The 18,451-nt window shown below is 58.4% G+C and carries 16 protein-coding genes; 6 read left to right on the forward strand and 10 right to left on the reverse strand.

Features of this window, described 5'->3' with window-relative positions; all coding sequences use genetic code 11:
- The first annotated feature begins 48 nt into the window (after positions 1-48).
- The 3 genes from Q0C28_RS13280 to Q0C28_RS13290 are packed head-to-tail and all read left to right on the forward strand — an operon-like array spanning position 49 to position 3,237.
- A complete protein-coding gene (locus Q0C28_RS13280; RefSeq protein ID WP_293576550.1) occupies positions 49-1,152 on the forward strand; it encodes a Gfo/Idh/MocA family oxidoreductase in 1,104 nt (367 codons plus the stop codon).
- 22 nt (positions 1,153-1,174) lie between these two features.
- A complete protein-coding gene (locus tag Q0C28_RS13285) occupies positions 1,175-2,068 on the forward strand; it encodes a TIM barrel protein (RefSeq protein ID WP_293576552.1) in 894 nt (297 codons plus the stop codon).
- Between the two features lie 11 nt (positions 2,069-2,079).
- Positions 2,080-3,237: a Gfo/Idh/MocA family oxidoreductase gene (locus Q0C28_RS13290; RefSeq protein ID WP_293576554.1), complete on the forward strand. Its 1,158-nt coding sequence runs from the start codon at positions 2,080-2,082 to the stop codon at positions 3,235-3,237.
- Positions 3,238-3,328: 91 nt separating this feature from the next.
- On the opposite strand, the gene Q0C28_RS13295 is transcribed toward Q0C28_RS13290, so the two are convergent.
- Positions 3,329-4,336 (reverse strand): LacI family DNA-binding transcriptional regulator, encoded by a 1,008-nt coding sequence (locus Q0C28_RS13295; RefSeq protein ID WP_293576556.1) that lies wholly within the window; start codon positions 4,334-4,336, stop codon positions 3,329-3,331.
- A gap of 226 nt (positions 4,337-4,562) precedes the next feature.
- Between Q0C28_RS13295 and Q0C28_RS13300 the strand changes: the two genes are divergently transcribed.
- From Q0C28_RS13300 to Q0C28_RS13310, 3 genes are read left to right on the forward strand one after another with little or no spacing between them, the layout of a single operon-like run.
- Positions 4,563-5,513: a sugar ABC transporter substrate-binding protein gene (locus Q0C28_RS13300; RefSeq protein ID WP_293576558.1), complete on the forward strand. Its 951-nt coding sequence runs from the start codon at positions 4,563-4,565 to the stop codon at positions 5,511-5,513.
- Between the two features lie 58 nt (positions 5,514-5,571).
- Positions 5,572-6,693, forward strand: coding sequence for an ABC transporter permease (locus tag Q0C28_RS13305; RefSeq protein ID WP_293576559.1), 1,122 nt, complete (start codon positions 5,572-5,574; stop codon positions 6,691-6,693).
- 1 nt (position 6,694) lies between these two features.
- A complete protein-coding gene (locus Q0C28_RS13310) occupies positions 6,695-7,480 on the forward strand; it encodes an ATP-binding cassette domain-containing protein (protein ID WP_293576560.1) in 786 nt (261 codons plus the stop codon).
- Between the two features lie 67 nt (positions 7,481-7,547).
- Here Q0C28_RS13310 and Q0C28_RS13315 read toward each other — a convergent pair whose 3' ends face one another.
- From Q0C28_RS13315 to Q0C28_RS13355, 9 genes are read right to left on the reverse strand one after another with little or no spacing between them, the layout of a single operon-like run.
- Positions 7,548-9,503: a beta-galactosidase gene (locus Q0C28_RS13315; protein WP_293576562.1), complete on the reverse strand. Its 1,956-nt coding sequence runs from the start codon at positions 9,501-9,503 to the stop codon at positions 7,548-7,550.
- A gap of 8 nt (positions 9,504-9,511) precedes the next feature.
- Positions 9,512-10,381 (reverse strand): SMP-30/gluconolactonase/LRE family protein, encoded by an 870-nt coding sequence (locus Q0C28_RS13320; RefSeq protein ID WP_293576564.1) that lies wholly within the window; start codon positions 10,379-10,381, stop codon positions 9,512-9,514.
- Entirely contained in the window at positions 10,374-10,982 is a 609-nt protein-coding gene (locus Q0C28_RS13325; RefSeq protein WP_293576565.1) for a 2-dehydro-3-deoxy-6-phosphogalactonate aldolase, read from the reverse strand. The genes Q0C28_RS13320 and Q0C28_RS13325 overlap by 8 nt, the downstream gene beginning before the upstream one ends.
- Entirely contained in the window at positions 10,979-12,010 is a 1,032-nt protein-coding gene (locus Q0C28_RS13330; RefSeq protein WP_293576566.1) for a 2-dehydro-3-deoxygalactonokinase, read from the reverse strand. Before Q0C28_RS13330 ends, Q0C28_RS13325 begins: the two co-directional genes overlap by 4 nt.
- Complete coding sequence (locus Q0C28_RS13335) at positions 12,007-12,777, reverse strand: SDR family oxidoreductase (RefSeq protein ID WP_293576568.1); 771 nt, start codon at positions 12,775-12,777, stop codon at positions 12,007-12,009. The genes Q0C28_RS13330 and Q0C28_RS13335 overlap by 4 nt, the downstream gene beginning before the upstream one ends.
- Positions 12,777-14,492: an IlvD/Edd family dehydratase gene (locus Q0C28_RS13340; protein ID WP_293576570.1), complete on the reverse strand. Its 1,716-nt coding sequence runs from the start codon at positions 14,490-14,492 to the stop codon at positions 12,777-12,779. The genes Q0C28_RS13335 and Q0C28_RS13340 overlap by 1 nt, the downstream gene beginning before the upstream one ends.
- Positions 14,489-16,588 carry an alpha-galactosidase gene (locus tag Q0C28_RS13345; protein WP_293576572.1) on the reverse strand — a complete coding sequence of 700 codons (2,100 nt, stop codon included), beginning with the start codon at positions 16,586-16,588 and terminating at the stop codon, positions 14,489-14,491. Before Q0C28_RS13345 ends, Q0C28_RS13340 begins: the two co-directional genes overlap by 4 nt.
- Entirely contained in the window at positions 16,585-17,433 is an 849-nt protein-coding gene (locus tag Q0C28_RS13350) for a carbohydrate ABC transporter permease (protein ID WP_293576574.1), read from the reverse strand. Before Q0C28_RS13350 ends, Q0C28_RS13345 begins: the two co-directional genes overlap by 4 nt.
- Entirely contained in the window at positions 17,433-18,380 is a 948-nt protein-coding gene (locus Q0C28_RS13355) for a carbohydrate ABC transporter permease (RefSeq protein WP_293576609.1), read from the reverse strand. The genes Q0C28_RS13350 and Q0C28_RS13355 overlap by 1 nt, the downstream gene beginning before the upstream one ends.
- Positions 18,381-18,451 lie beyond the last annotated feature (71 nt).

The raw sequence follows: 18,451 nt of genomic DNA on the forward strand, positions 1-18,451 counted from the left end.
TAAATTTGCAACCGGTTGCAATTCGAATTTCATGGGTGGTGCAGTTTGATGGCAGAAATTGGCATCGGAATTCTGGGCGGCGGATACATGGGGAAGGCGCATTCCGTGGCCATGTCCGCGGTTGGCGCGGTGTTCAACACGACCCTGCGCCCGCGGCTTGAGATGATTTGCGCGTCAACTGCAGAAAGCGCGGAAAAATATCGGGCAGCCTATGGGTTTCGACGTGCCACGCAGCATTGGCAGGACCTTGTTGAGGCGCCGGAGGTCGACGCAATCGTGATTGCGACCCCGCAAGAAACGCACCGCCAGATTGCCGAAGCGGCCTTTGCGCTGGGCAAGCCGGTGTTTTGTGAAAAGCCGCTTGGCGCGTCGTTGGCAGACAGCAGGGCTATGGTGGCAGCGGCGCAGCGGTCGAGGTGCGTGAATATGGTTGGGTTCAACTACATTCGCACCCCAGCCAGCCAATATGCGCGGCAGCTGATTTCAAGCGGCGCAATTGGAGAGGTCACGTGGTTTCGTGGGGAGCATACGGAAGACTTCTATGCGGATCCTGAAACCCCTGCCTCCTGGCGCACGGATGGGGCGGCAAATGGCACCATGGGCGATCTTGCACCCCATATGATCAACGCGGCGCTGGCGCTGATCGGGCCGCTGAAAGAGGTGATGGCCGAGATCGAAACCGTCCATCACCAACGCCCCGGTGGTCAGGTGACCAACGATGATCAAGGGCAGATGATGTGCCGGTTTGAAAATGGCGCTATGGGTCAGATGTTCTTTAGCCGGATCGCGATGGGCCGAAAGATGGGTTACGCCTACGAGATCACCGGGACCAAAGGCGCCATTCGGTTCGATCAGGAAGATCAGAACGCGCTGTGGCTGTATTTGAACGAGCCGGATGCTGCGCAGCGGGGATTTCGCAAAATCCTGACAGGTCCCGCCCATCCCGATTACCTGCCATTTTGCCAAGGCCCCGGCCATGGCACCGGGTATCAGGATCAGATCATCATTGAAGCGCGCGATTTTCTGCAGGCGATTGAAACCAACACGCCAGTTTGGCCCACCTTTGAGGATGGTTTGGCGGTCAATCAGGTGATCGCCGCAGCGATGTCTTCGGCCCAGTCGCGCAGCTGGCAAACCCTATCTCAGTTTTAAGTATCGAAGAAAGATCGACAAGATGACGATTAGAATTGGCAATGCGCCCTGTTCATGGGGTGTGGAATTCGCGCAGGATCCCAGAAACCCCGAGTGGCGGACTGTTCTGCAGCAATGCGCTGAGGCAGGGTACAAAGGGATTGAGCTGGGGCCTGTCGGCTTTATGCCGGAAGATCCGGCGATCCTGGCCGATGCCTTGGCTGAACATGATCTGAGCCTGATTGGCGGGGTGGTGTTTCGGGGGTTTCACGATCCTGCACAATGGGAGGATGTGCTGGATGGAACCCATCGGACCTGCAAAGCGCTGAAAGCGCATGGGGCTGAGCATCTGGTGTTGATCGATTCCATTTCGGACCGTCGTGCCGCGACCGCGGGACGGGCGACCGAGGCGGAGCAGATGGACAAAGCGGAATGGACCGCCTTTCGCGACAGGCTGGCCACAGTTGCCAAGATCGGCAGTGAGGACTATGGGCTGACCGTCGGGATCCATGCGCATGCCGCGGGCTTCATGGATTTCGAGCCAGAACTGGAACGCCTGTTGTCAGAGGTCGATGACCAGATCCTCAAAATCTGCTTTGACACCGGGCATCATTCCTATGCCGGCTTTGATCCCGTTGCCTTTATGAAACGTCATATCGACCGGATCAGCTACATGCATTTCAAAGATATTGATCCGGCGGTGAAGGCAGATGTTATCGCGAAGCGCACCGGGTTCTATGAGGCTTGCGGTCAGGGTATTTTCTGCAATCTCGGCGAGGGTGATGTGGATTTCGCCGCCGTGCGCCAGGTGCTTCTGGATGCTGGTTTCTCGGGTTGGTGTACGGTTGAGCAGGATTGCGATCCGCTGCTTGATCCCGATCCGGTTGGCGATGCGCGGATCAATCGCGCGTTTCTTGAAACCATTGGCTTCAATTGATGGGGGAAACCATGGCGAAACTGAAGTGGGGCATGATTGGCGGCGGTGAACACAGCCAGATTGGTCCGGCCCATCGGCTTGGCGCAGGCTTGGATGGGGCCTTTGACTTTGTCGCTGGTGCGCTGGACCACCGCCCCGAAGAGGGACGTGCCTATGGCCAGCGCCTTGGTTTGGCTTCTGACCGTGCCTATGGCGATTGGGAGGAAATGCTCGCAGGCGAGCGCGGACGCGAGGACCGTGTGGATCTCGTGACCGTGGCGACGCCAAACGCAACGCATTTCGAAATCACCAAACGCTTCCTCGAAGCCGGGTTCCATGTGCTGTGTGAAAAGCCGATGACGATGACCGTTGAAGAGGGGGAGGAGATCGTCAAATTGGCCAAATCCACTGGGCGTATTTGCGCGGTGAACTATGGCTATACCGGCTATTCGCTGGTCCGTCATATGAGGGCGATGGTGGCGCGCGGTGATCTGGGTCAGATCCGCATGGTGAAGGCAGAATTCGCCCATGGTCATCATGCTGACGCAGCAGATGCAGACAATCCGCGGGTGCGCTGGCGCTATGATCCGGCACAGGCCGGTGTGTCCGCGCAGTTCGCCGATTGTGGGATCCACGCCTTGCATATGGCCAGTTTCGTCATCGGCCAGGAGGTCACGCGCCTGTCCGCCGACACCGTAAGCTGCATTGCCAGCCGGGAGTTGGAAGATGATGCGATGGTTAATCTGCGATTTGATGGTGGCGCAGTCGGACGCCTTTGGACGTCGTCTATCGCGATTGGCCGACAGCACGGGCTGACCCTTCAGGTGTTTGGAGAGAAGGGCGGGCTGCGTTGGTCGCAGGAACAGCCGAACCAGCTCTACTGGATGCCGTTGGGGGGACGCAGCACGGTGATTGAGCGGGGGGAGGCCAACCTGAGCCCGGAGGCAGATCGTACGAGCCGAGTCACCATCGGTCACGCCGAAGGCATGCCGCTTGCGTTTGCCAATATCTACAGCGATCTGGCAGAGGCGATCCGCGCCGAAAAAGAAGGGTGTCCGGTGGATCCGGCGGCGGATCTTTATCCGCGGGCCGAAGATGGGCTGCGGTCGATGGCTGCTGTGTTTGCGGTCGCAGAAAGCGGTGCAGAGGCAGGCGCTTGGCTGGATGCGCGCCCTCCGATGTTCCGCTGAGACGGCAGAGAGACCACTGTTCTAACGGCAACAGTTCAGGGCAGTTCGGGGCAGTTCAGGGGCGCGGGTGTATCTCGCGCTCCTGATGGTTTTAGGGGTGCTGTTGCGGCGGGCGCAATGTTCCACGTTCCACAACGTGGCAGGGGAAAATACGCGCTTCGGGGTAGCGCTCCGGCTCATCCAACATCGCAACCACCAATTCAATTGAGGAGTTCACGATCTGCTCAATCGGTTGATGGATGGTGGTCAGATCGTTGCTCTGCCACCGCGCCATTTCCATGTCGTTCAGTCCTATAATCCCGATGTCTTCGGGCACGCGCAGCCCCTGTTCGCGGATCGCGCTGAGCGCCCCGATCGACAGAACGTCATCGCCGCAAAAATAGGCGTCCGCCGGTGCGTTTTGCAAAAGGCGCAGCATTTCGGAGCGGCCCGCTTCAAAAGAATAGGCGTCTGCGAAACTATGGCTGTATGTGACGCCCGTCTGATTGGCCATTTCAGACAGAAACCCGTCAAAACGGTCTTGTGTGGATGTGGCTGTTTCCGGGCCACCCAGAAAGGCCACGTTTTTATAGCCTCTGGCCAATAGTGTCCTGGCAGCCATTCTGCCGCATTCCACATTGTCGATGCCAACCACATGCACCTGCGGTGTCGGCGATGAGCGCCCAAAGCTGTGAACCACAGGCACGCCTGCGTCTTTGAACGCTTTGGCAAACCCGGGCGGCAGCGTGGAAGAGGCGACCACGACGCCGTCGACGGAATATTGCCGCAACATACGAACGGAGTTCTTTGGGTCAATTTCGTCTGAGAGGTTCACCAAGAGCGGGCGCAGGCCTTTGTCCTGCAGTCGTCTGGTGAACTTGTCAAAAACCTCAAGAAAAATCGGGTTGTGAAAGTTGTTTGACACCAGCCCGATCAGCTTGGTTCGCCCCGTCGTCAAGGAGGAGGCCAACGCGTTCGGGCTGTAGCCCAGCTCTTGTGCGGCTTTTTCGACCTTGCGGCGCATTTTTTCGGACACCGACGCGCCATCGGTGAATGTCCGTGACACCGCTGACCGGGACACGTTGGCCCGTTCTGCAACATCTTTCAGCGTGACTGCCATTCGCAGCGTGTCCTTCTGTTATGCCCCGAAATCTAAGGCCACCGCGGTCGATCTGTCGTCTCAAACAATGATCCGTTCATCTATCCCGATTTGCCTCCGAGTTCAGTAGAAAAATGCTGCCACATTTTGCAACCGGTTGCAAAAAAAATCGATTCGTGTTTTGCTATCGCCAGACGCGGAGAGAAACCGCCTGCACGCAACACGGTGCAAACTCTGGGAGGAAGAAATGACATCTATTTTCAAGACATTTGTAACGGCAACAGCGGTCGCCGCAGCGCCGCTCATGCTCGCGACAGCGGCAGCGGCCGAAGGCGAAAAATACATTCTCGTCAGCCACGCACCTGACAGCGATAGCTGGTGGAACACCATCAAGAACGGCATTGCGCTGGCAGGTGAGCAGATGAATGTGGAGGTGGAGTATCGCAATCCACCAACCGGTGACCTGGCGGATATGGCGCGCATCATCGAGCAGGCCGCAGCATCAGGCCCCAATGGCATCATCACCACACTGTCCGACTATGACGTGTTGTCTGGTCCGATCCAGGCGGCCGTCGACAGCGGCGTGGACGTCATCATCATGAATTCGGGCACCCCAGATCAAGCCCGCGAAGTTGGCGCGCTGATGTATGTTGGACAGCCTGAGTACGATGCCGGCTACGCGGCAGGTCTGCGCGCCAAAGGCGATGGCATGGCCAGCTTCCTATGCGTGAACCACTACATCAGCTCGCCGTCATCGACCGAGCGCTGCCAGGGGTTTGCGGACGGTCTTGGCGTTGATCTGGGCGAACAGATGATCGACAGCGGCCAGGACCCTGCAGAGATCAAGAACCGCGTGTTGGCCTATCTCAATGCCAATCCGGAAACCGACGCGATCTTGACGCTTGGCCCAACATCGGCTGATCCGACCATTCTTGCCCTCGAAGAAAACGGCATGGCGGGTGACATCTACTTCGGCACTTTCGACCTGGGTGAAGAGATCGTCAAAGGCCTGAAATCCGGCGTGATCAATTGGGGCATCGACCAGCAGCCATTCCTGCAAGCCTATCTGCCGGTTGTGGTTTTGACCAACTACCATCGTTATGGGGTTCTGCCCGGCAACAACATCAACTCCGGTCCTGGTTTCGTCACCAAGGACGCGCTCGAGAAGGTGGAACAATTCGCTGGCGAATATCGCTGATTTGAAACTGTTTTGGGCGGCCGCAGTCTGTGGGCCGCCCTTATTGTGAGAGATGCCCATGTCTGACGCACATACTCAGATTGCGGGCGATGAGCGGATTAAACACCGCTCTCGTTTCCGCGAAGCGCTGATCCGGCCCGAACTCGGCGGTATCATCGGCACTGCCATCGTTTTCTTCATGTTCCTGATTTTCGCTGGCGACAGCGGCATGTTCAACAGTCAGGGTATTTTGAACTGGAGCCAGATTTCGGCGCAGTTCGTCATCATTGCGGTGGGCGCCTGTCTTTTGATGATTGCGGGGGAGTTTGATCTTTCCGTTGGCTCAATGATTGGCTTTGCCGGGATGTTGATCGCGATTTTCAGCGTCACGCTTGGCTGGCCAGTTTGGATGGCCATCATCACGACCTTTGTGGTGGCGCTGGCGATTGGCGCGCTGAACGGTTACATCGTGGTGCGCACCGGATTGCCCAGCTTTATCGTAACGCTTGCGTTTCTGTTCATCCTGCGTGGCTTTGCGATCTATCTGCCCCAAACCATTGAACGCAAAACGATTATTGGCGGGGTCGCTGATGCGGCAGAGGGCGATTGGCTCGCTGCGGTGTTCGGTGGCAAAATCCTGACCGGTCTATTCCAATGGCTTGGTGACAACGGTTGGATCGCCGTGTTCGAACGCGGCACCCGCAAAGGGCAGCCGGTCGTCGACGGCCTGCCGATGCTGATTGTCTGGGCGCTTTTGCTGGTTGTTGTTGGGCACTTTATTTTGACCAAAACACGGTTCGGCAACTGGATCTTCGCAGCCGGCGGAGATGCCGAAGCGGCGCGCAATTCTGGTGTGCCGGTCAACCGCGTGAAGATCCTGATGTTTATGTTCACGGCCTTCTGCGCGACGGTCTTTGCCACTTGTCAGGTGATGGAATTCGGCAGCGCCGGGTCGGATCGCGGATTGCTCAAGGAGTTTGAGGCGATCATCGCAGTGGTGATCGGGGGCGCGTTGCTGACCGGCGGCTATGGTTCCGTCATCGGGGCGGCTCTTGGGGCGCTGATCTTTGGGGTGGTCCAGCAGGGGCTGTTCTTTGCGGGCGTGGAAAGTTCACTGTTTCGTGTCTTCTTGGGCGTCATCTTGTTGTGCGCGGTGATCCTGAACACTTATATTCGCCGTCTGATCACGGGAGAGCGCTAAGATGTCGTCCTCAACCCCTTTGATCGAAATGCAGAACATCCAGAAACACTTTGGCAGCGTGATTGCGCTGGCGGGCGTGTCGGTTGGTGTCTACCCGGGTGAATGTCACTGTCTTCTGGGCGACAATGGTGCGGGCAAATCCACCTTCATCAAAACCATGTCGGGTGTTCACAAGCCAACATCGGGCTCAATCCTCTTTGAGGGTCAGCCGATGCATTTTGCCGATCCACGCGATGCGATTGCAGCCGGGATTGCGACGGTTCACCAGCATCTGGCGATGATCCCTCTGATGTCAGTCAGCCGGAACTTCTTCATGGGCAACGAACCTGTCCGCAAGATCGGCCCGCTGAAGATGTTCGACCATGATTATGCCAATCGCATCACCATGGAAGAAATGCGCAAAATGGGCATCAATTTGCGCGGGCCAGATCAGGCGGTTGGCACCCTATCTGGCGGTGAACGACAGACGGTTGCTATCGCCAGAGCGGTCCATTTCGGCGCCAAAGTTCTGATCCTGGATGAACCGACCTCCGCATTGGGCGTGCGGCAGACGTCCAATGTGCTGGTGACCATTGATAAGGTCAGAAAGCAGGGCGTTGCCGTGGTCTTTATCACCCACAACGTGCGCCATGCTTTGGCGGTTGGAGACCGTTTTACTGTGCTCAACCGCGGACAAACGCTGGGGACCGCCAAGCGCGGGGAAATCTCCGCCGAAGAGCTGCAGGACCTGATGGCAGGCGGCCAAGAGCTGGCCACCCTGGAGGGCAGCCTGGGCGGCACGGTCTAGGTCTAGAAATAGGTTTGGTTAAGCCGCCGGTCTTGTGATCCGGCGGCTTTTCATTGGTTTTTGCTTTTCAATCGTTGTCGATGGGCCTGCGCACCACAGCAGCCGGTGGCAGGACCCCGACAGGGCTGTCAGTGGGTTTGGCCAGATGGTTGAACCAAAATTCCTCTGTCGCGGTTTTGCGGGTGCGCACACCATCCGGCATGCGCTGGACTGGCAGCGCTGCTGTAGCGCATAGGTGGGTCAGCAGCCGCTCCAATCCGGTCGCATCCAGCCATCCCGCACAATAGGTCGTTGATCCGTTGCTCACCGCGACCGGACGCCCGTCAGCAGTTTGCAGCACAGGCGCGGCGGTGCCTTCCAGCATCTCCATATACTTGCCGACCGTGCCCGGGGGGGCGCTCGTGGACGGCCCAGTTGAGTTTTCTGGAACCTGCGCCAGGGCAACCGGCATATCCGGACGCAGGCTTTCAACAGCAATCACACGGACGTCCAGACCATCGATGGCTGGGGGCAAAGTGGTCGTGGGGATATTGAAATCCGCATCGCGCGCGCCGCTGCGGGGGCCAAGCAAGACCTGCCCCTCAGCGCCCTCTAATGCCTGGCGGAGCTCATCGGCCATATGGATCAACCCAGGTGCCAAAATCAGCGCATAGCCTGTGAAATCCGTCTGGGTGGGCGGCACGATATCAATGGTCAGACCCAAGCGCCGCAGCGCGCGATAGTGATCCATCACCAGATCGAAATAGCTGAGCCCGGCACCGTGAGGTTGCACCTGCCATGCCCATTCCGCGTCGTAGTCAAAAATCAGGGCAACAGGCGCCTGCGCAACCGCGGCTGATGGGGCTTCGGTCAGTTCCTCCGCAACCTGCCGCGCCTCTTCGAGTGCTGGCGCGTCTGCGCTGTCTGGCCGCAAAAGTCCGGCATGGAGCTGCTCCTGGGCAAACGGGGCCTGACGCCAACGGAAGTAACAGACCGTTTCAGCACCGTGGGCAAACGCCTCCCAGGTCCAGAACCGGACCATGCCGGGCAACGGGGCCGGGTTGTAGGGCGCCCAGTTTACAGGCCCCGGTTGCTGTTCCATCACCCACCAGCGGCCACGGCCGACGGCACGATACAAATCATGGTGAAAGGCTTGGAAGTCCGGGTCACCCTGTCTTGCATAGCGGCGTTGGTCGTCAGGCGTCGCGCCCACACGGTCCTCCAGGAAACCCAGCGGGTAGCTGTCCCAACTGGCGATATCGAGATCCGCGCCAATCTTGTGGTGATCGAAATCAGTGACGCGGCCCATATAGTTATGCGCAATCGGCGCATCTGAATGGGCACGCAGAATATCCACCTGTTCTTTGTTGAAACTGATCACCTGATCCGAAGAAAACCGCCGGAAGGCTTGGGTGTGGGCAGGGTTGGCCTCGGTAACCGTGAGGTTCGGCAGATCAATTTGCTCAAACCTGTCGTATTCCATGGACCAGAACACATTGCCCCATGCCTTGTTCAAAGCCGAAATGTCATCGCCATAGCGATCCCGGAGCCAGTTAACAAAGGCATGGCGCGCGGCGGTGGAATAGCTGACCGTTGTGTCATGGCAGCCGTATTCATTGTCCGTCTGCCACGCGGCGATCTGGTCCCCTGGACCATAGCGTTCTGCCAGCAGTTGGACGATCCGGCGGCATTCTGCTCGGTATCCTTCGTGGCTGAAACAATAATGGCGGCGGGATCCAAACCCGCGTATTTGTCCGTTTTGGTCCAGTGCAAACATGTCTGGATGGCGATCCACCATCCAGCGCGGCGGTGTTGCGGTTGGTGTGCCCAAAACCACTTTTAAATCGGCGGACACCAATGTCTGAATTGCACGGTCCAACCATTCCCATTGTAATTGGCCTGGTGTGGTTTCGATGCGCGACCAGGCGAACTCGCCGATGCGGACCCAGCTGAGCCCGGTTTGAGCCATCCGTTTGGCGTCGTCTTCCCAGATTTCTTCTCGCCAGTGTTCTGGATAGTAGCAGGTGCCGAGTGTCCGCTGCATGGGTGTCCTCAGAGGTGGACGCGGTGTTCGCGTTGGCCTGTGGCCGTGGTGTCAAATGCATAGGTCTTGCCTGCTGCGGGCTCGTTCAGCCCATCCGCCGCGGTGGTGACAAACAGACGAGACAGATCAGCGCCGCCAAAAGCCGGGCAAGACGCCTGTGATGTCGGCAGTGCATAAACATCACATAGGTCGCCATCTGGGCTGTAGACCGCAACGCGACCAGCGCCCCATTGTGCGTTCCAGAAGCGACCTTGCGCGTCGACCACCGCACCGTCCGGCCCAAAGTCTTCGCCGCTGAAATCCAGGTAAACCTGGGCTTGGTCATCTGGCCAGCCTGTGTCCGCGGACAACGATTGGCGCATGATCTGGCCAGAGGTGGTATCCGTGAAATAGGCACAGGATGTGTCAGGCGCAAAACATATGGCGTTGGGGATGGTCAGATCGCCAAACAGACGCCGCAGTTCCCCGCGATAGTAGCGATAGATCGATCCGAGCCCTTTTTCTGCGTTATAGCCCATCGTGCCGATCCAGAAGCCTCCCCAGGGATCTGCGCGTCCATCGTTGGAACGAGTCAGCGGTTGCTCTGCCTCCAGATCCACCAGATGATGCCGCACCCCGGTTCGCAGATCGAAACGCCAGAGCGCGGATGCGCTTGCCAAGATCAAAGTGGCTTCATCGACCCAGCCGCAAGCAGAAACACAGTCGTCAAACTGCCAGCTTGTCTCAGAGCCGTCTTGGTGGGTCAGCAGCCGCTTGCCCAGGATATCAAACCAGAACAGTTGCTGTCTGAGCGGGTGCCAAAGCGGGCCTTCCCCCAGCGTACAAACAGTTTCGCTGTAGACCGAAGGGAGCTGTGCAGGCGCTGTTGGGTCAGCCATCAAACGCCTCATCGTAGGCCGCAACTGTTTCGGCCGCGAGCTGCGCCACATCTTTGGCCGAACGTCCCGGTTTGTAGAGCGAGGAGCCAAGTCCAAACCCGGCGATGCCCGCGCGCTGCCATGCTGCGAAATCCTCTGGCCCGACACCGCCCACGGCATATGTCTCGGCCTCAGGGGGCAATACGGCTTTCATTGCGGAAAACCCGTCGATTCCGAGTTTGAATGCGGGAAAGAACTTCAGCCCATCCGCACCCGCCCGCAGGGCTGCAAAACTCTCAGATGGGGTGAACACACCGGGGTAGGACAGCATCCCGGCCGCTTTGGTGGCCTTGATCACCTCGGGATTGCAATCGGGTGAGACCACCATTTGTGCCCCGAGCTCTGCCAGCGTGTGCACGGAGCTCACATCCAGAACCGTGCCCGCCCCGATGGTGGCCCGTCCGTTGGCCTGATCCAGCATGGCGGCGATGCTGTCGAAGGGGCGTGGAGAGTTCAGTGGCACTTCGATGCGGGTGATCCCGGCTGTGATGAGGGCGTCCACCATGGGGCGAGCCTCTTTTGGCTGCAGCCCGCGCAGGATTGCGATTAACTTTCGGCTCATGGGGTTTGTGCCTTTTTCAGTTGGGTATGTGCGGCCCGAAGCCCTGCGAGCGTCAGCGCATCTGCATCGACCCGGGTGGCGGTGCCGCCCTTGAGGGACAGGGCGGTTTCATAGCAGCGGGCCAGGGCGTCGGTGCCGAGAATGGTCACAGGGTGGTTGGCCCAAATTGCCTGTGTCGCCGCCAGTTCAGCGCCGATCAACAGGCCGGAAAGCCGTGCCAAACCCGCCTCTGCGGTTTGATCTGACAAGAGCGCCGTTGCTCTGATCCGGAACAGGCTGGCTGCAATGCTGTTGGGGGCTGCAATGGCTTCTTCAATGGCCGCTTCGAAAGCTGATTGCTCCCACCCGGAGGTGCCGACGCAATGCCGAAGAACCGATTGTTGTTGCAACAAGCCAAAAAGCTCGCCGGTCATAAAGGTTGTGAAGGCCGTGATCTGTCCATCAATGATGGTCACCCATTTGCTATGGGTTCCCGGCAGGCAGACGACCTGGGTGCCTTGTGATGCGTTTTGCGCGTTCAGAAAGCCTGCGATCTGCGTCTCTTCTCCGCGCATGACATCTGGGGGCGTGACAGATTTGACGCCTGGCAGAAGAGAAACAGAAATCCTGCTGTTCTGCAGCGGCGGTTGCGTGGCCAATGCAAGCCCCGGCGGGGGGCAGGGGACTGCCGTATAGGCCGCTTCGGCCCAGCCCTGGCGCGATCCAGCCATGCCGCAGCAGATTACCGGAACAAGTGCCTCCGATGGCTCCGCCTGATCTGGCAGATAGGGCGCCAGCAGCTGCAGGAGCGTGGGCTCATAGTCTCCTGGCTGTAACCGCGACATGCCCTGATCAGATGACAAGTGCTTGATCACTGTGTCGTTCCGATCCATCAGCCAGACGCGTAAGTGACTGGTGCCCCAATCCACCGCAACCCAGGCGAGGGGGCCGTGTCGTGTTTCGCGGCTCGTCTCGGTTGCTGTCTCAAGCTCAGGCGCTGTCACTTTCGCGTTCTTGATTTCGGCTTTTGGCTGGGTTGGCGTGCTCATCCCGTCACCACAACACCGCCATCAACGGCCAAGGTCTGCCCTGTGATCATACGGCTTGTTGATGATGCCAGAAACAGCGTCGCGCCAACAATGTCTTGCGGGGCCAGATGATCCTTCAGGCACTGGCGCTCCAAATGTGCGGCCAGCGCTTCCGGTGTGGCCCATTTGTCGAGCTGTTTTTCCGTCAAAACCCATCCGGGCGCGAGCGAGTTGATGCGGATGCGGTCGGGCCCAAACTCTCGCGCAAGGCTCCGGGTCATGCCGGTAATGCCAGCATTGGCGGTTGTGTAGGCCGGATAGCCGCTGTTGCCCATCATGTAGCTGATTGAAGAGAAGTTCACGATCGAGCCGCCGCCGCTGGCTTGCATGCCGGGCAACACCGCCTGACAGGCAAAAAAGTAGGCTTTGAGGTTGATTGCCTGCGACCAGTCCCAAAACGCTTCGTCCACAGCAAGTGTCGCGTGCCGCTGATCATTGGCCGCGTTATTCACCAGTCTGGTGATCGGCCCGTGTGCTTCTGAAGCCTGCTGGATGGCATCCCGCAGCGCTGCTGTGTCAGAGATATCGCAAGGGATGAACAGCGGTCGGTGCCCGGTTTCAGCAACCATCCTTTCAACAAATGCGGAGGCATCTGATCGCCCGACAAAAGCGACCTTTGCGCCCTGGCGCAGAAACCCCTCGGTCAATGCTGCACCAATGCCTGAGCCGCCGCCGGTTATAAAAACGGAGGCGCCGTTCAGATCTGGAAACTGTGCCATGTCAGTCATCAGTGGCTCTCCCGGGTTACAGGGCGGGTGTCTTTGCCGACGAGAAAATCGAGGTCTGCGCCTTTTTCAGCCTGCAGCACGGTATCGACGTAGAGTTTTGCATAGCCGCGTGTGTAGTGCGGTGCGGTCGGTGCCCAGTCCGCCCGGCGCAGGGCCATTTCATCGTCAGAAATCAACAGGTCCAAGGTGCCATTGCTGGCGCTGACCTTGATGCGGTCCCCGGTTTTCACCAAAGCCAAAGGTCCACCGGCCTCGGATTCTGGCGAAACATGCAGAATAACGGTTCCGAAGGCTGTTCCAGACATCCGGCCATCAGAAATACGGATCATGTCGCGAACCCCATCACGCACCAATTTGCGGGGGATTGGCATGTTTCCGACTTCGGGCATGCCAGGGTAACCCTTTGGGCCCACGCCTTTCAGTACAAGAATGCTGTCCTTCGTCACCGGCAGATCGTCGCGATCGATATTGGCTTTCATATCTTCGATGGTTTCAAAGACATATGCGATGCCTTCATGCTCCAGCAGATGATCCGTTGCGGCAGAGGGTTTCACAATGGCACCGTTCGGAGCCAGATTGCCGCGCAGAACGCGCAGGCCCGCTGCCGGTTTGACCGGATCGGCAAAGGTCTTGATGACATCCTCGTTGTAGCATTCTGCGCCATCCGCATAGGCATGGATATCGCCGCCCAAGACGGTTTTGCTATTTTGCAGACAGCCTGCTTCCGCGAGCTGTTTCAGCACGACGGGCATCCCGCCTGCATAGCAGAAGTCTTCCATCAGGTATTTGCCGGACGGCATGCAATTCACCAGCAGCGGGACATCACTGCCGAGCCCAAAGTCCTCTAGGGTCAGGTCAACACCCACCCGGCCTGCCAAGGCCAGCAGATGGACGACCGCATTTGTCGAGCCGCCAACCGCAGCGTTTGCCACAATCGCATTGAGGAAGGCATCGCGGGTCAGCACATCAGAGGGTTTCAGATCTTCTTCGACCATTTCGACGATACGCTTACCGGTCAAATGCGCCAAAGCCATGCGCCGGGCGTCAACCGCGGGCAGGGCTGCGTTTGTGGGCAGGCTCATGCCCATTGCTTCGACCAGCGAGGCCATGGTGGAGGCGGTTCCCATCGTCATGCAGACGCCCTTGGAGCGGCTCATCCCGGACTCGGCCGCCATGAAATCCTGCAAAGTCATCTCGCCGGCGCGCACGGCTTCGGAGAATTTCCAAACGTCGGTGCCGGATCCAATGTCTTTGCCCTGCCATTTGCCGTTCAACATCGGGCCCGAGCTGACCACAATGGAAGGGAGGTCAACCGACGCCGCACCCATCAGCTGGCCGGGTGTGGTCTTGTCACAGCCGCCAAGCAGCACCACGCCATCGATCCCATAAGCGCGAATGGATTCTTCGACATCCATGGCCAACAGGTTGCGAAACAGCATCGCGGTGGGTTTCATTTGTGTCTCGCCCAAAGACATCACGGGAAACTCGACCGGAAAGCCCCCAGCTTCCCAGACGCCGCGTTTGACGCCTTCGGCCAGATCTCTGAGGCCAGAGTTACAAGGGGTCAGTTCCGACCAGGTGTTGCAGATGCCAATGATGGGTCGCCCGTCAAAGGCGTGGTCTGGAAACCCCTGGTTTTTCATCCAGCTGCGATGAATGAAGCCATCTTTGTCCAGCTTTCCGTACCAGGCCCGGTTGCGTCTGTCTTTGCTCATAGGCGTGTTCCTTCAATCACCCAGATCGACTGTGGAAAGGTCCAAGGCAGGGTGATCCCTTGGTGCATCAGATATTGGCCGCTGAGAGTGGCAGCGTCCGTTTTCAACAGTGGCGTGCCTCTGGAGAGTGCGGGCGCGTCATCCCGGTTCAGGAGGCGGATTTCATACTTCGCGTCAGGATCAAGCCCGCACAAGCGCAGCGGGCGGGGCAGGATTTGTGTGCTGCTTTCCGACAGGCCTGCAAAAACCACAAAGCGATCCGCCTCCGCCGCGCGCTGCAATTCCGCGATCATGGCGGGATCGTCGCTGTCCAGGCGCAAAATATCGGCTTGTTGCAGCCAGCTCCGGTTGGCTTTCCACCAGGTTGTGACCTCGCGCAGCACCTGTGCTTCGTCTTTGGTCAGCTCTCTGGGATCCATTTCGAACCCCATATGGCGCTGGGCGGCCACCCATGCGCGCAACCGGATATCTGTGGCGCGACCGGATGTGTGACAGATGCGGGGGCCGACATGGCTGCCGGTGACAACCATCGGCAGGAAAAGCGCGGCTTCGTGCTGGATCCGCAGCCGTTCCAGCGGATCATTGCTGTCGGACAGCCAAACGCGGTGGGTTCTAGACAGAATGCCAAAATCGATCCGCCCGCCACCAGAGGCGCAGCTTTCGAACTCCACCGTTGGGAAATTCGCGCGCAAACGGTCGATCAGGGCATAAACAGCCATGGCTTGGCGGTGATCAGGTTCGGGCAGAACTCGATTGTGGTCCCACTTCACGTATTCGATGGGATGGGCGGATAGCAGGGCGGCCAAGTGATCATAAAGATAGGCCTGAACCTCTGGCAGCGCCACGTTCAGCGCGAGTTGCTGGCGACCGAGCAGCTGATCTGCGTCGCCAAGGATCCAGTCGGGGTGGGTTCGGTAGAGATCACTGTCGGGATTGACCATTTCTGGTTCAACCCAAATGCCAAACGTCATGCCACATGCGTGGACATGGTTGATCAGCGGCATCAGACCGCCTGGATATTTCTCGTGGTTGATGGTCCAGTCCCCAAGAGACGTGGTGTCCGTGTTGCGCTGTCCAAACCAACCATCATCTAAAACAAAGCGTTCTGCTCCCAGTTCTGCGGCGCGGCTGGCGATGTCGCAAAGCGTGTCATGGTCATGGTCGAAATAAACCGCTTCCCAGCAATTGTAGTGAACCGGGCGTGAGCGGTCGGGCGTCGGCAGTTTCAGAACGCTGTCTCGCAGATGCCTTTGAAACGCGGTTGCACAGCCATTGATGCCCGCGTCCGAAAACACCGCATAGAGCGGAGCGGTTTCGAAGCGCGTTGCCGCCTCACGGTAGCTGCCGCTTGCGTGCCCCCATTGGATTTGGCGGCGCCCGTCCGGCAGCTCTTCTGCCACCATGCGATGGCCACCAGACCAGCCATAGTGGAAGCCGTAGGCCTGGCCTTGGGTATTTGTTGCGCCGTTGCATGGCACAATCAGCCCTGGAAAATGTTCATGTCCGGTCCGCCCTGTTGGATTGTCACGCAACCGCGCGCCCGGCGCCCAAGGCGTGCGGGAAACCTGAAATTCGCCAATCCAGCGGCCATGGAAATCGATCATCTCCTGGCTGTTTTGCGGAGCCGGAAAAACCGGCGGTGCAAGCCATTGCACACCAATGGGGCGGGTCGACTCCAACGTTGCACGCGCGACAATCATGCCGGACGACGGCGTAAGCGTGAATATCGCCTGGTAGTCCAGTCCAAGATCCGCATCGCGATAGATCAGAGTCAGTTCGTTGTCTGCGTCCTTGGCGTCGTGAAACGAGAACCGTGGCAGCAAGACCGCGCCCGTGTCATCGCGCAGTGATAGGCCGGGGTGTCCGGGAAAGCTGCGCCGTGCTTCTGGACAAATGGACAGTGGTGGAACCGCATCCAGAATTCCGCCGGTGACATCTGGCCGCGCGGCCAGTGCCAGCATCGACAGATCTGAAGCGTCCGGCAATCGCGGACCCCAGTAGACAATCTCCGGCAGTTGGTCGCCGTCGGCTGCAAGTACTAGACTTTGGGTCTGATCTTGCAGCCGCCAGCACCGTATCTTTGTATCTGGTGTCATTTGACGGCCCCGAGGGTCAGCCCGGCGATGAAGTGACGCTGCATCAGGAAGAACATCGCGACAGGCGGCAGAGCAGCAACAATGCTGCCCGCGCTCATCAGGTGGTAGGCGGCCCTGTATTGCGCGTTGAAGGATGTGATGCCCGCGGTCACCGGCTGGCTCTCAGCACCCTGCGTCAGAACCACGGCCCAGAAGTAATCGTTCCAGATGAAGGTAAAGATCAGCACGCTCAGTGCGGCGATGGCTGGTTTCATCAGTGGTAGAACCACAAACCAGAAAATGCGCCATTCTGCGACCCCTTCGACGCGGGCGGCTTCGATCAATTCAAACGGCAGCGCCCGAATGAAATTGCGCATGAAGAGCGTGCAGAATCCGGTCTGAAAGGCAATATGAAACAGCACCAGACCTGTTTTCGTGTTGTAGAGCCCCATGTCCAGCGTCAGGTCGCGGACTGGCACCATCAAGATCTGAAAGGGCACAAAATTGCCTGCGACAAACATGAAAAACAGCAGAAGATTGCCGCGGAATTTATAAACGCCGAGGGCAAAGCCCGTCATGCAGGACAAGGCAACCGCTCCGATCACAGTGGGCACCGTGATCAGCACCGAATTCAACAGATAGCGTGGCATGTCGGAGCCGAAGAAAACTCTGCCATAGTTGCTTGCGCCTTCAAACGAAGACGGGATGCCCCAGTAGTTGCCGGTCGTGAAGTCTGCTTCAGGTTTGATGGAAAAGATGGCAACCGCGATCAGCGGCAGTAGCCACATGATCAGTGCTACAGGAACCAGTGCCTGATAGGTGGTCTGCCAGGCGCGCGAACTGTTCTGAATTGGTTTGGGAAACATCAGCGGCCTCCTTTGTCGTCTTGGTACATCGACCACAGGAAATAGGCGATGAAGCAGAGCATGATCAGGAACAGCACCACCGCGATCGCCGCGCCATAGCCCATGCGAAATCCATATTCGGAGAGCGCTTTTTCGAACATGTAGAACGACAACACACGGCTGGAGCCAAACGGGCCACCGTTGGTCATGATCGAAATCAGATCAAAGCTGCGCAGCGCGCCAATGATGGTCACCACGAAGGCAACAAATGTCGCCGGGCGCAGCTGCGGGATGATCACATACCAGAGCATTTTTGCCCCCTTGGCCCCATCCAGCCGTGCGGCTTCGACCTGTTCGGGATCGACCGCGTTCAATCCTGTCAGATAAAGGATCATGCAATATGCGGTCTGTGGCCAAAGCCCCGCAGCAATGATTCCGTAGGTCACCAGAGTAGGGTCGCCAAGGACGTTCAAAGGTCCCAGTCCGACCCAGCCCAGCACTTGATTGAGCAGGCCAAATGTCGGGTCGTAAAACCAGCTGAACACCAAGCCGACAACCACCTGACTGATGACGAATGGAAAGAAAAACAGCGATTTATATAGCCGGATCCCTGTCACTGTCTGGTTCAGGAACAAGGCGATGAACAATCCGGCCGGGATGGCCAGCAGATACAGAAGCAGCCATTTCAGGTTGTTCCAGAGCGATACTTCGAAGGCGCGGTCGTCCAGCAATTCACGGTAGTTTTCCATCCCGATGAACTGCGGCTCGCCTAGTCCATCCCAGCGATAGAAGGATAGATTGAAGCTCTGCAAGATCGGGAAGATCACATAAAACAGAAAGAAAATGACGCCAGGCGCCAAAAACAGCAGTGGCGCCAGGGTTTGGCGATTACGCCGCAGCCAACTGTCCTGCGGTCCGCGATGTGAAGTGGGGTCGGGCGTGGACCCGTTTCCCGGTGCTAGCCGCATCTGAGCCACGATGAGCCTCCATTGTTGGTGCAAAGTGGAGTGGTTGCACTACCGGTGCCGCTTGAAGCCAG

Origin of the sequence: Phaeobacter sp. (genome assembly GCF_022825805.1) — a bacterium.
Lineage (GTDB): Bacteria > Pseudomonadota > Alphaproteobacteria > Rhodobacterales > Rhodobacteraceae > Phaeobacter.